The sequence below is a fragment of the Komagataeibacter sucrofermentans DSM 15973 genome (assembly GCF_040581405.1).
Lineage (GTDB): Bacteria > Pseudomonadota > Alphaproteobacteria > Acetobacterales > Acetobacteraceae > Komagataeibacter > Komagataeibacter sucrofermentans.
This window is the reverse complement of sequence record NZ_CP137157.1, coordinates 2,781,740-2,794,553: the sequence shown is the minus strand read 5'-3', so window position 1 is coordinate 2,794,553 and position 12,814 is coordinate 2,781,740. Positions and strand designations below refer to the sequence as shown.

14 protein-coding genes and 1 pseudogene are annotated in these 12,814 nt (G+C 64.7%); 14 read left to right on the top strand and 1 reads right to left on the bottom strand.

Annotated features, from left to right (window positions below; all coding sequences use genetic code 11):
- Nucleotides 1–58: 58 nt before the first annotated feature.
- From prfB to rimI, 10 genes and pseudogenes are all read left to right on the top strand, one after another.
- A protein-coding gene (gene prfB, locus R5N89_RS13200) for a peptide chain release factor 2 (protein WP_110569624.1) occupies nucleotides 59–1,190 on the top strand; the annotation gives its coding sequence in 2 pieces (ribosomal slippage) (nucleotides 59–127 and nucleotides 129–1,190; 1,131 coding nt in all).
- 221 nt (nucleotides 1,191–1,411) lie between these two features.
- A complete protein-coding gene (locus R5N89_RS13195; protein ID WP_244192222.1) occupies nucleotides 1,412–1,741 on the top strand; it encodes a hypothetical protein in 330 nt (109 codons plus the stop codon).
- A gap of 108 nt (nucleotides 1,742–1,849) precedes the next feature.
- The gene (locus R5N89_RS13190; RefSeq protein ID WP_110569623.1) at nucleotides 1,850–2,617 is read left to right on the top strand and encodes a MotA/TolQ/ExbB proton channel family protein; all 768 of its coding nucleotides are present in this window, start codon (nucleotides 1,850–1,852) and stop codon (nucleotides 2,615–2,617) included.
- Between the two features lie 112 nt (nucleotides 2,618–2,729).
- A pseudogene (locus R5N89_RS13185) lies at nucleotides 2,730–4,038 on the top strand (hypothetical protein).
- Between the two features lie 277 nt (nucleotides 4,039–4,315).
- Nucleotides 4,316–5,089 carry a response regulator gene (locus R5N89_RS13180; RefSeq protein ID WP_110569622.1) on the top strand — a complete coding sequence of 258 codons (774 nt, stop codon included), beginning with the start codon at nucleotides 4,316–4,318 and terminating at the stop codon, nucleotides 5,087–5,089.
- Between the two features lie 104 nt (nucleotides 5,090–5,193).
- A complete protein-coding gene (locus R5N89_RS13175; protein ID WP_244192226.1) occupies nucleotides 5,194–6,465 on the top strand; it encodes an ATP-binding protein in 1,272 nt (423 codons plus the stop codon).
- A gap of 132 nt (nucleotides 6,466–6,597) precedes the next feature.
- Complete coding sequence (locus R5N89_RS13170; RefSeq protein ID WP_110569620.1) at nucleotides 6,598–7,161, top strand: NifU family protein; 564 nt, start codon at nucleotides 6,598–6,600, stop codon at nucleotides 7,159–7,161.
- Between the two features lie 35 nt (nucleotides 7,162–7,196).
- Complete coding sequence (locus tag R5N89_RS13165; RefSeq protein ID WP_110569619.1) at nucleotides 7,197–7,781, top strand: malonic semialdehyde reductase; 585 nt, start codon at nucleotides 7,197–7,199, stop codon at nucleotides 7,779–7,781.
- Between the two features lie 3 nt (nucleotides 7,782–7,784).
- The gene (gene tsaB / locus R5N89_RS13160; RefSeq protein WP_110569618.1) at nucleotides 7,785–8,498 is read left to right on the top strand and encodes a tRNA (adenosine(37)-N6)-threonylcarbamoyltransferase complex dimerization subunit type 1 TsaB; all 714 of its coding nucleotides are present in this window, start codon (nucleotides 7,785–7,787) and stop codon (nucleotides 8,496–8,498) included.
- Nucleotides 8,495–8,938: a ribosomal protein S18-alanine N-acetyltransferase gene (rimI, locus tag R5N89_RS13155; RefSeq protein WP_110569617.1), complete on the top strand. Its 444-nt coding sequence runs from the start codon at nucleotides 8,495–8,497 to the stop codon at nucleotides 8,936–8,938. The genes tsaB and rimI overlap by 4 nt, the downstream gene beginning before the upstream one ends.
- On the opposite strand, the gene R5N89_RS13150 is transcribed toward rimI, so the two are convergent.
- Nucleotides 8,919–9,167 carry a sulfurtransferase TusA family protein gene (locus R5N89_RS13150; RefSeq protein ID WP_110569616.1) on the bottom strand — a complete coding sequence of 83 codons (249 nt, stop codon included), beginning with the start codon at nucleotides 9,165–9,167 and terminating at the stop codon, nucleotides 8,919–8,921. The genes rimI and R5N89_RS13150 overlap by 20 nt on opposite strands.
- A gap of 93 nt (nucleotides 9,168–9,260) precedes the next feature.
- On the opposite strand from R5N89_RS13150, the gene R5N89_RS13145 reads away from it, so the two are divergent.
- From R5N89_RS13145 to lnt, 4 genes are read left to right on the top strand one after another with little or no spacing between them, the layout of a single operon-like run.
- Nucleotides 9,261–9,668 (top strand): MucR family transcriptional regulator, encoded by a 408-nt coding sequence (locus tag R5N89_RS13145; RefSeq protein ID WP_110569615.1) that lies wholly within the window; start codon nucleotides 9,261–9,263, stop codon nucleotides 9,666–9,668.
- 58 nt (nucleotides 9,669–9,726) lie between these two features.
- Nucleotides 9,727–10,218, top strand: coding sequence for a Fur family transcriptional regulator (locus tag R5N89_RS13140; protein ID WP_110569614.1), 492 nt, complete (start codon nucleotides 9,727–9,729; stop codon nucleotides 10,216–10,218).
- Nucleotides 10,215–11,060 (top strand): GNAT family N-acetyltransferase, encoded by an 846-nt coding sequence (locus tag R5N89_RS13135; RefSeq protein ID WP_078525741.1) that lies wholly within the window; start codon nucleotides 10,215–10,217, stop codon nucleotides 11,058–11,060. Before R5N89_RS13140 ends, R5N89_RS13135 begins: the two co-directional genes overlap by 4 nt.
- Nucleotides 11,061–11,096: 36 nt before the next feature.
- A complete protein-coding gene (lnt, locus tag R5N89_RS13130) occupies nucleotides 11,097–12,647 on the top strand; it encodes an apolipoprotein N-acyltransferase (protein ID WP_110569613.1) in 1,551 nt (516 codons plus the stop codon).
- Nucleotides 12,648–12,814 lie beyond the last annotated feature (167 nt).

Below are 12,814 nucleotides of genomic sequence, written 5' to 3'. Positions count from 1 at the left end.
TGGCCGGGCGTGACATGCGCACGCCCGCACTGTTGACCGTTGACCAAGGAGCAAGCCCATGTCTGCCGAGACAGAGGCCCTGAACGACCAGATCAAGCAGTCGGTGGCGCTGCTGAGGAGGCATCTTTGACTGGGATGTCGCAATCGACCGCCTCGCGGAACTGAACAACCGGGCCGAAGATCCCGACCTGTGGAACGATTCGGACGCAGCGCAGAAACTCATGCGCGAGCGCACCATGCTCGCTGGCCAGATCGAGGGCGTGCAGCGGCTTGAAGCCGATGTAAACGATACGATCGAACTCGTTGAGCTGGCCGAGATGGAAGGCGACGAGGCCGTGGTGGCCGAGGCGCTCGGCAACCTGCGCGCCCTGGCCGAGGAAGCCAAGCGCCGCGAGACCGAAAGCCTGCTCTCGGGCGAGGCCGACAGCAATGACTGCTACCTTGAGGTCAATGCGGGCGCGGGCGGCACCGAGGCGCAGGACTGGGCCGAGATGCTGCTGCGCATGTACACCCGCTGGGCCGAGCAGCATGGCTACAAGGTGACCATGATGGAAAGCTCGGAGGGCGAGCAGGCCGGCATCAAGTCCGCCACCATCCAGGTGACCGGCCCCAACGCCTATGGCTGGCTCAAGACCGAGGCGGGCGTGCACCGGCTGGTCCGCATCTCGCCGTTCGATGCGGCGGCAAGGCGGCAGACCTCGTTTGCCTCCGTGTGGGTGTATCCGGTGGTCGATGACTCGATCGAGATCGAGATCAACGAGGCCGACCTGCGTGTCGATACCTTCCGCGCCTCGGGCGCGGGTGGGCAGCACGTCAACAAGACGGAATCGGCCATCCGCATCACGCACATCCCCACCGGCATCGTGGTGGCGTGCCAGACCGACCGCTCGCAGCACCGCAACCGCGCCACCGCCATGACCATGCTCAAGGCGCGGATGTACGAGCAGGAACTCCAGCGCCGCGAGGCCGCCGCCGCCCAGACCGAGGCCAGCAAGACCGATATCGGCTGGGGGCACCAGATCCGCTCCTACGTGCTGGCCCCTTACCAGCTGGTCAAGGACCTGCGCACCAACGTCGAGAAAACCAACCCGGGTGCGATTCTGGATGGTGACATCGATGACTTCATGGCAGCCGCCCTTGCCGCCCGCGTGGGGGCTACCCGCTCGGAAGCAAGCGCTCAGGCGCAGTAACGCCGCAACCGGGGCGTGCAGGCAGGCAACCCCGTGGCTCAGGCCACGGGGTTTTTTCATGCCATGGGTGCTGGGGCATTGTTCTGCCAAGAGAAAATTGTTTCGAATCTGTGTCATATGATGCTTGACACAGCGCCCCCGAGCACGCCCAATTCCGCTCAGGGCAATTTGAACAGCAGGCGCCCGCGCGGGTTGCCGCGCAGGGGCTGGACAGGAGCGGCATGTGGTCTGACGAAGTCATGGGAGAGGATTATGCCGCCAAGCAGCGACGGCGCACGCCCTACCTGCGCGTGGCGGGGGTGATCGTGCTGGTCCATGTCGTTGTCGTGTCGGCGCTGGCTTACGGGCTGCGGCCCAAGGCAAAGCCCATGTTTCCCGAGCCATACCGCCCCCTGCCGCCACTCGCGATCCGCATCATTCCCGAGCCGCCACCGCCGGTGCCGCCCGCGCCGCCGCCCGTGCGCCCGGTCATGGTCGCGCCGGTGGTTCCGGTCATTCCCGCCCCGGTGATCGGGCGTGATAACAGGGTCCGTGAGCCGGAATTGTTCTGAAAACGATACAGGTGGATTGATTTTCAGCGTCCGGACTGGTCAGATAACAGTCATGAAATGTGTTGCGGGCCAGAAGTATGGCCCTATTCGTCAGAGGATTTGAGGTAAATGACCCGACAGCATCGTAAACCAGTCATGGCGGCCGCGCTGCTGACCGCCTTTTCGGCACTGGCCTACGCCACGCCCGCCGCAGCCGCCGATAATCCCTACGGCCTGGGCGCGCTGTGGTCGAATGGTGACTTCATCGCCCGCACCGTGCTCATCATCATGGTCGTGATGTCTGTCGGGACCTGGTACATCATGATCACCAAATTCCTCGAGCAGGCCCGCATGATGAAGGCCGCCAAGGAAGTGAAGGCCAAGTTCTGGCAGGCCCATGACATCAAGGAAGGCGCTGCCCAGCTCGATACCGCATCGCCCTTCCGCTACATCGCCGATACCGGCATCACCGCCGCCGAGCACCACGAAGGTACGATGCAGGAGACGATCGACCTGTATTCCTGGACCACCATGTCCATCCAGCGCTCGGTGGACTTCATCCAGAACCGCCTGCAGGGTGGCCTTGCCTTCCTTGGCACCGTGGGCTCGACCTCGCCGTTCGTGGGGCTGTTCGGCACGGTGTGGGGCATCTATCACGCGCTGACGGCCATCGGCATCGCGGGTCAGGCCTCGATCGACAAGGTTGCAGGCCCCGTGGGTGAATCGCTCATCATGACCGCCATTGGCCTGGGCACCGCCGTGCCTGCGGTGCTGGGCTACAACATGCTGGTCCGTCGCAACAAGGGCGCGCTGGATGAAGTGCGCAACTTCGCGGCTGACGTGCAGTCCATCCTGATCGGCGGCTACCGCCATGAAACGCACGAACCGTCGGAATAAGCCTGCCATCCGCGCGTAACCTGATTTCAACGTCACGGCGCGGCGGCTCCCTTGAGCTGCCGCGCCAGCGGTCGGGGGCGGATTGAATGATGGGCCGGACGGGTCCATCGTGATGCCCTGGCCGATCATTCGGGCCATGACCCGTTCATGGAAGGACATCACAGTTGAAAAACATCACATCCAAATCGCTGTTCCGGCTGCGTGGCCGCCTGCTGGCCGGGGTCATGATGGCGCTGCCGGTGGCGGGCGTCCTGCCCATGCATGGTGCGCACGCGGCTGACCAGCTTGGCCAGAAGGTGGGCATGGCGCTGCAGAAGGCCCAGACCGACCTTGCCGCCAAGAAATACCCGCAGGCCATGACCGAGGTGGACGAAGCGGACGCCGTGAGCGGCAAGTCCGATTACGAATCTTATACCATTGCCCAGATGCGCGCCGCCGTGGCTGCCCAGTCGGGCAACGTGCCTGCCGCGATCTCGGCCTATGACAAGCTGATCGCCTCCCCACGCACGCCTGCCGCCACCAAGGAGCAGATGGCGCTGGCTGAAGGCAGCATGGCCTTTACCGCCAAGGATTACCCCACCGCCGTTACGGTGAGCGAGAAATACATCAAGGCGGGTGGCAAGAACCCGCAGATGCTGACCATCCTGATCCAGGCCTATTACCTGCAGCATGATTTCGCCAATGCGGCCCGCGTGCAGCAGGGCCAAATCGATGCCGCCATCAAGGCCGGTGGCAAGCCCACCGAGAACCAGCTCCAGCTTCTGGCCGCCTGCCAGGCGCAGCTGAAGGACAACGCGGCGCTGACCAAGACCTACGTCATGCTCGCCACCTACTACCCCAAGCCCGATTACTGGGCGCAGGTGGTCCATTCCGTGCTGAGCAACCCCAACATGGCGCCGGGCCTGCGGCTTGATATCGACCGCGTGCGCCTTGAGGCTGGTCTGGTCAAGACCTCGGCCGAGTATATGGACATTACCGAACTGGCCATGCAGGCGGGCCTGCCCCAGCTTGCGCTCGACATCATCAATCAGGGTTATGCCAGCGGCGTGCTCGGGCATGATGCCTCCGCCCCGCGCAGCGAAAAGCTGAAGGCGATGGTGGCCCAGAATGCCGAGAGCACCAAGGCCAACCTCGATACGGCAGCCAGCCAGGCCGCAACCGGCAACGCCATGCTCACGGCAGGCTACAACTACGTGCTGTATGGGCAGGCCGACAAGGGTCTGGCGCTGATGCAGCAGGGTCTGGCCAAGGGGCCGTCCGACATCAATATCGGTCGCCTGCATTATGGCCTGGCGCAGGCGGCGGCAGGCCAGAAGGCGGCTGCCATCACCACGTTCAACAGCGTGGAAGGCACCAATGGCGCACGTGACATCGCGCAGTTCTGGGTGCTCAAGCTGAATGCGGCACCTGCGGCGCATTGATGAAAACAGAAGTTTTTGGTGAAGCTTTTGTGTAAAAGCTTTGAAAGACGCTGCCTTTTTTTCAAAAAGGCAGCGCCCGGAAACGCTTGATTTTTTGTGGCTATTTACAAGTTTGTCCCCGGACGGGGCGTCGGATCATCCGGCGCCCCGTTTGCGTATGGGCAGACATTTTATGATATGAACGATGGCCTTATCCCCATGCCGCGCGTTGGCTATGCTGGGCGCTGTTGCATGAAGGGCATCATGCCTGCCCCAGAACCGGAACATGGCCAAGAGAATGACACAGACACCTGCCACAGCCGATCTGCCCGCCCGCATCCTCGTGGTGGAAGATGACCCCGGCATGCGCACCCTGATTGTCCGCGCCCTGCAGGGCGATGGCTACCGCGTGCGCGGCGTGCAGGATGGTCCTGAAATGTGGGATGCGCTCAAGGCGCAGGCGGCCGACCTCATCATCCTTGACGTGATGCTGCCGGGTACCAACGGGCTGGATCTGTGCCGCAGCCTGCGCACGCAGGCTGACCCCTCGGTGCCGGGCGAGGCCCCGTTGACCGAGGTGCCGGTCATTATCGTCTCCGCCCGTGGCGAGGAACTCGACCGCGTGCAGGGCCTCGAACTCGGCGCGGATGACTACGTGCCCAAGCCCTTTGGCCAGAAAGAACTGCTTGCCCGCGTGCGCGCGGTGCTGCGCAGGCGCGGCGGCGGCGTGACTACGCCCAGTGCCGGGCGCCAGCGCAAGGAAACCGTACGCTTTGGCGGGTGGATGCTCGACCTACGGCGGCGTGAACTGACTGATCCCTCGGGCATGGCGGTCGAAATTTCGGGGGCGGAGCATGACCTGCTCACCAGCTTTCTTGACAACCCGCAGCGCGTGATCGGGCGTGACCGGCTGCTCGAACTGTCGCGCACGCGGCTGGGCGATGTGTCCGACCGCAGCGTGGATGTGTTGGTCAGCCGCCTGCGGCGCAAGCTGGGGCCGGATTCGGATGGGCTAATCCGCACCGTGCGCGGCATGGGCTACATCTTCACCGCTGAAGTGGAGCGGGTCTGAGCACGCGCGCCGTGGCGGGGCAGGGGAGTGCACAGGGCGCGCGCGCGCCGCAGGCGGTGGCGCGGCGCATCACGCTGTGGCCGCGCGGGCTGGTCGGGCGCGTCATGTTCGTGCTGCTCGTGGCGGTGGCGCTCGTGTTCGTGGGCAGTTCCGTTTTCTATGAGGAAGCCGAGACCTACACCATAGACGACGCCCAGCTTGAGCAGGTGGGCGAGCGGCTGGTGATCGATGCGCGCGTGCTGGCGGCAACGCCAACCTCGCAGCGCATGGTGCTTGCCGCCATGCTCTCCACAAGCGATCTGACGGTAGACTGGCGCAACCAGGGCCAGCAGGGCACGCTCAAGGTCGAGCCTCCTTCGCTGCGCAAGCTGCATGACCGGCTGGCGGGCACGTTGCCGGTGTTGCAGGGCGATGCGCTCAACCTGTCTGGCACCATCATGGGCACGGCGGATGTGCGCGGCACGCTGCGCCTGCCCGATGGCAGCTACATGGGCTTTCTCGCCCCCGATATTCTTGAGCCGCACCATATGCGCCGGGGCCTTGTCTCGGCGGCCATTCTTGCGGGGGCGGTCATCGGGGCTGCGGGCATGCTGGTGCGCGCGCTGAGCATGCCGTTGCGCGCGCTGGCCGACGTGGCTGATACGGTGGGGTCGGGCCGGTGGGTGCCTTTGGCCGACAAGGGCCCGCGTGAGGTGCGCTATCTCGCCCGCGCCATCAACGCCATGCAGGAGCGCATCAACCGCCTCATTGCTGACCGCACCGAGGCGCTGGCCGCCGTATCGCACGACCTGCGCACGCCGCTGGCCCGCCTGCGCCTGCGCGCGGGCTTTCTGGAGGATGCGAACGCGCAGAAGGAGATCGAGGCCGACGTGACCGAGATGGAGGCCATGATTGCCGGCGTGCTGGCCTACCTTTCGGGCGAGAAGGACCCCGAGCCCGCGCGTTCGGTCAATGTGGCCTCCATTCTGGCCACGCGCGTGGATGACGAGGCCGATCAGGGCCGCGACGTCACCTATGATGGCCCGGACCAGGCGCAGGCCATCGTGCGCCCGCTGGCCCTCAAGCGCGTGGTGGGCAACCTGATTGACAATGCCGTGAACTATGGCGGCAACGCCCATGTCAGCCTGACATTGATGGAAGATGCGCTGTGCATCCGCGTGGAGGATAACGGCCCCGGCCTGCCCGAGGCCGAACTCGACCGGGTCACCACGCCGTTCTACCGCGTGGAGGGTTCGCGCTCGCGCAGCACGGGCGGGCTGGGGCTGGGACTGGCCATTGTCAGCCGCGAGGTGGCGCGTGGCGGCGGGCGGTTCAGGCTGTTCAACCGGCTGGGGGGCGGATTATGCGCGGAAATTGTCCTGCCGCGCATGCCGTGATAGGCCACGGGGCGTAAATGCACGCCGCGCGTGTGCGTGGGGTTGGATTTGCGCGCGGGTCGATCATATAACAGGACCCGGGAAGTACTTTTGCCTGTCCCCCCTTTCCCGTCATGTCTGGAAGACCGAGCAATGTTCATCGAAACGGAAGACACACCCAATCCCGCCACCCTGAAGTTCCTGCCGGGGCGTGAGATCATGGCCAGCGGGGCGACGGCGGATTTCATCAGCCCTGATTCCGTGGCGGGCCGCTCGCGCCTGGCCGAGCTGCTGTTCGACCTCGATGGCGTGGCCCGCGTCTTCTTTGGCAATGACTTCGCGGCCGTGACCCGCGCCGATGCCACCGAGTGGGAGGCCCTGCGCCCGCAGGTGCTCGCGGTGCTGGCCGATTATCTCTCCACCGGGCAGCCCGTGGTGGAAAGCGACGCGCAGGTGGTTGAAGACCTGATCGCGCCGGGGGATGAGGAGATCGTGCAGCAGATCAAGGAACTGCTTGATACCCGCGTGCGTCCCGCCGTGGCGGGCGATGGTGGTGACATCGTGTTCCGTGGCTACCGCGATGGCGTGGTGCGCCTGACCATGCAGGGGGCCTGCTCGGGTTGCCCGTCTTCACGCGCCACCCTCAAGCACGGGGTCGAGAACATGCTGCGCCATTACGTGCCGGAAGTGGTATCGGTGGAGCAGGTAGAGGCCTGATCGGCAGGTCTTGCGCGTAAGCTTGGGAATGTTTCATGGCGCTTGATGACGCTGGGCTTGATCTTCTGTTCCGTAACGCACGCACGCCGGTGACGTGGAATGACCGGCCCGTCGGCACCGATACGCTGCGCCAGCTCTATGATCTGGTGCGCCTTGGGCCGACATCGGGCAACTGCTGCCCCGCCCGCTTCGTGTTCCTGACCACGGAGGGCGCGCGCGAGCGCCTGCGTCCGGCCCTGTCGGCAGGCAATGTGCAGCGCATGATGACCGCCCCGGTCACGGTAATCGTGGCGCATGACCCGCTGTTTTTTGATCGCATGGACACGCTGAACCCGCAGGCCCATGTGCGCCAGTGGTTCGCTGCCGATGTGGGCCTGGCCGAGGAAACCGCCCAGCGCAACGGCACGCTGGAAGGTGGCTACATGATCCTGGCCGCCCGCGCGCTCGGCCTGTCGGCGCTGCCGCTTTCGGGCTTTGATGCGGCGATGGTGGAAGACGCCTTTCTGGCCGATCAGGGCTGGCAGGCCAATTTCCTGCTCTGCCTTGGCTATTGCGACGGGCCGCCGCCGGGTCCCCGCGCGCCGCGACTGGGCTTTGATGATGCCTGCGTGATTGTCTGACCCATGCGTATTCTGGTCATGGATGGGGCGGCGACCGGGGCGCAGGCGCAGGCCCTGATCGCGTGCCTGGCGGCTGATGGGGCGGGCGTGCCAGCCATTCTCGCTACCCGTATTGCCACCGGGCGCGGCGCTGCCGAGCAGTTTCCGCTGCTGGCCACCGAACTGTTTGCACAATGTGGCTGGGGCCATGCCATGCCTGACCTTGCGGGCGTGGTGGTGGGGCCGGGATCGTTTACGGGGCTGCGGGCCTCGCTGGCGTTCGCGCACGGGCTGGCGGCAGGTTCGGGCTGCACGGTCGTGGGTGTGAGCGGGGGAGAGGTCATGGCCCCGACCCTGCGCGCGGCCGCGGCCCCGCTGGGGGCGACCGCCCTGCATTGCACCATGGCCCGCCGGGGCCGCGTGTTTATTGAAACATTGGGCACGCCGTCATCATTGGGGCAGGTCCGCGCCTATATGCTTGATGCGCTTGACCTGCCGCCGGGGCCTGTGCTGCTGGCTGGGAACGCCGCGCAGGCCGTAGCCGAGGCCGCCGCCGCCCGGAGCGGTGACATCCACCTGCTGCCCGATGCGCCACCCGACCCGCAGGCCATTGCCGCCGCCGCCCTGCTGCGCCTGCGCGGTGATCTGCCCCCCCGCGCGGCCCAGCCGCTTTATGTCGATGCGCCGGAAGCCAAGCTGCCCGCCGCAGGCCTGCGCCCGGCACCCGTTACCTCATGACGGACACTGCCGTGCCCGCAGGGCAGGCCGCGCTGCTGGCTCGCATTCACGCGGCAGCCTTCACGCCCGTGCATCGGTGGGACGCGCAGGCCATGACGGACCTGCTGGCCCTGCCCGGCGTGTTCGTGCTGCTTGCGCAGGGTGGGGATATTCCCCCCGGCGCAGGCTTCATCATGGCCCGCACCCTGTTTGATGAAGCCGAGATCCTGACATTTGCCGTGGACCCCGCCTGGCAGGGGCAGGGCATTGGCCGCGCCCTGCTGGCGCGTTGCCTGCATGAGGCCGCACGCGCGGGGGCTGCCAGCATGTTCCTTGAAGTGGCGCGTGATAACGCGGCCGCGCTGGGGCTTTACCATGCAGCGGGATTCGCGGTGGTTGGGGTCAGGCCGCGATATTACCCCGATGGTACCGATGCCTGTGTCATGAAGCGGGAGATTTGAGCACGGTCAGCTGGTGGGTTATGCCATCTGTTTCTGTCTGTATTTCTTCCACGACATGACCAAGCAGCTTCAGACTGCGCGAAACATTGTCCAGCGGGCCCGCTCCGCGCAGGCGGACAAGCAGTTTTCCCCCGGCTGGAAGTCTGTCAAGTGCCAGACGCGTGTGCACGAAAGTCATGGGGCACACTTCATGGGTGATATCCAGTTTTGCCATATCTATATCAGACATATTACCATGAAACCTCTGTTGTGACCGGTTGCGATCCTTCTGGAATTATTTATATAGGATGGATCATTATTCCAGAATGACAGGATCAGATTAATGGCTGATGCAGCGGCAGAAGTTGAAGTGCGCGAACTCGCTGCCGAAATCGTTTCGGCATATGTCTCACGAAATGAAATCGACGCGGATACCCTCCCCGATCTGATTCACCAGGTCTATGAGGCTGTCGCCTCGCTCGGGCGCGCCGAGCCCGTGCCCGAGAAGCCGGTGCCCGCCGTGCCGCTCAAGAAATCCGTCTTCCCTGATTATATCGTCTGCCTCGAGGACGGGAAGAAGCTCAAGATGCTCAAGCGTCACCTCAAGACCGCCTATAACATGACGCCGGATGAATATCGCGAGCGCTGGGGCCTGCCGCATGACTACCCCATGGTGGCGCCGAGCTATGCCAGCCACCGCTCCACCCTGGCCCGCAAGATCGGGCTTGGCACGAAACAGCGCGAGGACTGATCTCCATGCCGGGTGGTCATATGGACAGGTATCGGCGCGATCGGCTACGTCCATAGGCATGGCAACAGATCGTAACGGACTACAGACGCGCATCGAGCGCATGTGCATGGAGCGCGGCCTGAAGATGACAGGCCAGCGCCGTGTCATCGCGCGCGTGCTGTCCGAGGCCCATGACCACCCGGACGTGGAGGAACTCTACCGCCGCGCCTCGGCGCTGGACGGGCGCATATCGGTTGCCACGGTGTATCGCACCGTCCGCCTGCTTGAAGAAAACGGCATTCTTGAACGCCGTGATTTTGGCGGCGGCCGCGCGCGCTACGAGGCCACGGAGGAAGGCGACCACTACCACCTGATCGACGTGGAAAGCGGGCAGGTCGTTGAGTTCACCCATGCCGCCCATGCCGAACTGCTGCGCCAGATCACGGCTTCACTGGGGTTCGAGCTGGTGTCCCATCGGCTGGAACTGTTTGCGCGCAGGCTACCCGACGTGGCACAAGAACAGACGGACCACACGGTGCAAACGGAGCAGAAGGGCGGGTCACGGCCTTGAGTATCGAGAAAACCATACAGTCCCTTTCCACTCTGGACCTTGAGCGCAACGGTTTTCCCGAGCTGCGGGGGGGGAACCTTGGCGTCAGGATCGCCGCGACGGATGAAGAGCGCGATGCCGCCCAGGCGCTGCGCTACCGTGTCTTCTATGAGGAAATGGGCGCCCGCCCCGATTCCCGTACCGCGCGCCTCAAGCGCGACGTGGACGAATTCGATGAATATGCCGATCACCTTCTGGTGATCGATCATGCCATCTCATCGGGGGCGAAGGGCGTTGTGGGCACCTACCGGCTCATGCAGGGCGATGCTGCGAAGAAGCTGGGCAAATTCTATACCTCGGGCGAATACGACATCTCGCGCCTGACCGAGTTCCCCGGTCGGCTACTTGAGGTGGGTCGCTCCTGCGTGGACCAGAACTATCGCGGTCGCGCGGCTATGCAACTGCTGTGGCGTGGCATTGCCTCCTACATCTTCCTGCACCGCATTGACGTGCTGTTCGGCTGCGCGAGCCTGCCGGGCACCAACCCCGATGCGCTGTCCGATGAACTGACCTACCTGTATCACAACCACCTTGCCCCGCCCGCGCTGCGCATCAGCGCCGTGCCGGAACGCCGGGTGGAAATGCTGCGCACCGACCCGCAGACCCTCGACCATCGCCGCTCGCTCGCGCGCCTGCCGCCCCTGATAAAGGGATATCTGCGGCTTGGGGGCTATGTGGGCGATGGCGCGGTGATTGATGAGCAGTTCAACACCATTGACGTGGCCGTGCTCGTCAAGAGCGAACTGCTGGCTGACAAGTATTACCGCCATTACGAGCGCCGCCTGCGTGACGCGCTGGACTAGGCGCGCCCTCCCCCACGGCGGGGATCGTGGCGCTGCATGAGGTTCCTTCATGATCTGTATATGAGGCTGTCGCGCCAGCATGGCTGGCGCGCGGACCTTGTGATGGTGCTGGCGGGTGGGCTGTACGCGCTTGGCTTTCCGCCTGTGCATGCGGTCGTGGTGCTGCCGGTGGCCTTCTGCCTGCTGGCGCTGGCCATTGATAATGCAGCAGGCTGGAAAGGGGCCGCGCGGCGGGGCTTCATGTTCGCCATGGGGCTGTACACCGTGGGCCTGTACTGGCTCATGTACGCCATCCTGCTCCGGGCGGATGATTTCTGGTGGCTGGTGCCGCTGGCCGCGCCGGGCTGCGCGGTCATTCTGGCCCCGCTCAGCGCGCTCTCGGCCGGGTTGAGCCGCCTTGTGCCGCGCGGCACAAGGCGGCTGGTGGTGCTGGCGGCGTTATGGACGCTGACGGACATGGCGCGGGTTTACGTGTTCAGCGGTTTTCCGTGGAACCCGCCCGGCAGCGTATGGGCGTTTCCGGGGCTTGCGGGGGATATCATGCTCCAGCCCGCCGCATGGATCGGGGTGGATGGGCTGACGCTGCTGACCTGCCTGCTCTCGCTTGCGCCGCTTTATGGCCGCACGGGGCGCGTGGCCTGCGCGGGCATGCTGGCGGCATGGGTGGCCTGTGGCGCGCTGCGGGTGGCCAGCATCCATGACACCTATGGCCACAACCCCGAGGTGGTGCTGGTGCAGGGCAATGTGCCTGAAACCGAGAAAATATCACGCGATTCCGATGTGGCTGTGTTCCGCCGCTATCTGCAACTGACACATGAGGGCGTGCAGGCGGGCCTGCGTGAGGCAGTCGGCCGGCCGGTCGTGTTTGCGTGGCCGGAATCGGCTTTTCCCGGCCTGCTGATGGAAGATGACATCGCGCGCCCCATGATCATGCAGGCAGGGCAGGGCGCAGCGGCTGGCGTGATCGGCACGCTGCGCTGGCTGGAGGACAAACACTGGCGCAACAGCATGGTGGCCCTGCTGCCCGGCGGACAGCCCGCCACCCCCTATGACAAGGCGCATCTGGTGCCGTTTGGCGAATACCAGCCCGCCTTCCTGCCCTTTCACGTCGTGCCGGGCGATGGGCTGACCCCTGGCCCCGGCGTGCAGACCTGGCACCTGCCGGGTGTTGCCCCCGTGGGGCCGCTGATCTGTTACGAGGTGATTTTCTCGGGCCAGGTGGTTGATCCGCATGATCGCCCCACCTGGCTGCTCAACAGCACGAATGACGCCTGGTATGGCAATAGCGCAGGCCCGCGCCAGCACCTTGCCGCCGTGCGCATCCGCGCGGTGGAGGAAGGCCTGCCGGTTGCGCGTGCCGCCAATACCGGCATTTCAGCCATTTTTGACGGGCGTGGCCGGGAACTGGCCCGGTTGGGATGGGACCGGCAGGGCGTGCTGGTCCATGCGCTGCCCGATGCGCTGCCGCGCACGTTTTTTGGCCATTATGGCCGTCTGGTGCCCCTGTTTCTGGTGTTGCTGACGGGGGCTGCGGGGCTGGTCTGGCGGCGGCCCGGCCTTAAAGAAGGTTCTGGGATACCTCTTTAGGATACGCCCACTCTTAATTCGTGCATTCAAAATGCATGAATATTTTCCTAATTTTTCTCCGCTTTTCGCGGTGGGGAAGTTTTATGCACGCCTGCCTCATTTGGGCGCAGACAGGACAGAAAATAGCGTATGTATTATATTCGGGCTTGCTTTAAAAAAGATTAATG

Coding starts and splice junctions, on each gene's coding strand:
- R5N89_RS13195 (WP_244192222.1), top strand. CDS start 1,412: ATGTGGTCTGACGAAGTCATGGGAGAGGATTATGCCGCCAAGCAGCGA.
- R5N89_RS13190 (WP_110569623.1), top strand. CDS start 1,850: ATGACCCGACAGCATCGTAAACCAGTCATGGCGGCCGCGCTGCTGACC.
- R5N89_RS13180 (WP_110569622.1), top strand. CDS start 4,316: ATGACACAGACACCTGCCACAGCCGATCTGCCCGCCCGCATCCTCGTG.
- R5N89_RS13175 (WP_244192226.1), top strand. CDS start 5,194: ATGTTCGTGCTGCTCGTGGCGGTGGCGCTCGTGTTCGTGGGCAGTTCC.
- R5N89_RS13170 (WP_110569620.1), top strand. CDS start 6,598: ATGTTCATCGAAACGGAAGACACACCCAATCCCGCCACCCTGAAGTTC.
- R5N89_RS13165 (WP_110569619.1), top strand. CDS start 7,197: ATGGCGCTTGATGACGCTGGGCTTGATCTTCTGTTCCGTAACGCACGC.
- tsaB (WP_110569618.1), top strand. CDS start 7,785: ATGCGTATTCTGGTCATGGATGGGGCGGCGACCGGGGCGCAGGCGCAG.
- rimI (WP_110569617.1), top strand. CDS start 8,495: ATGACGGACACTGCCGTGCCCGCAGGGCAGGCCGCGCTGCTGGCTCGC.
- R5N89_RS13150 (WP_110569616.1), bottom strand. CDS start 9,167: ATGTCTGATATAGATATGGCAAAACTGGATATCACCCATGAAGTGTGC.
- R5N89_RS13145 (WP_110569615.1), top strand. CDS start 9,261: ATGGCTGATGCAGCGGCAGAAGTTGAAGTGCGCGAACTCGCTGCCGAA.
- R5N89_RS13140 (WP_110569614.1), top strand. CDS start 9,727: ATGGCAACAGATCGTAACGGACTACAGACGCGCATCGAGCGCATGTGC.
- lnt (WP_110569613.1), top strand. CDS start 11,097: ATGAGGTTCCTTCATGATCTGTATATGAGGCTGTCGCGCCAGCATGGC.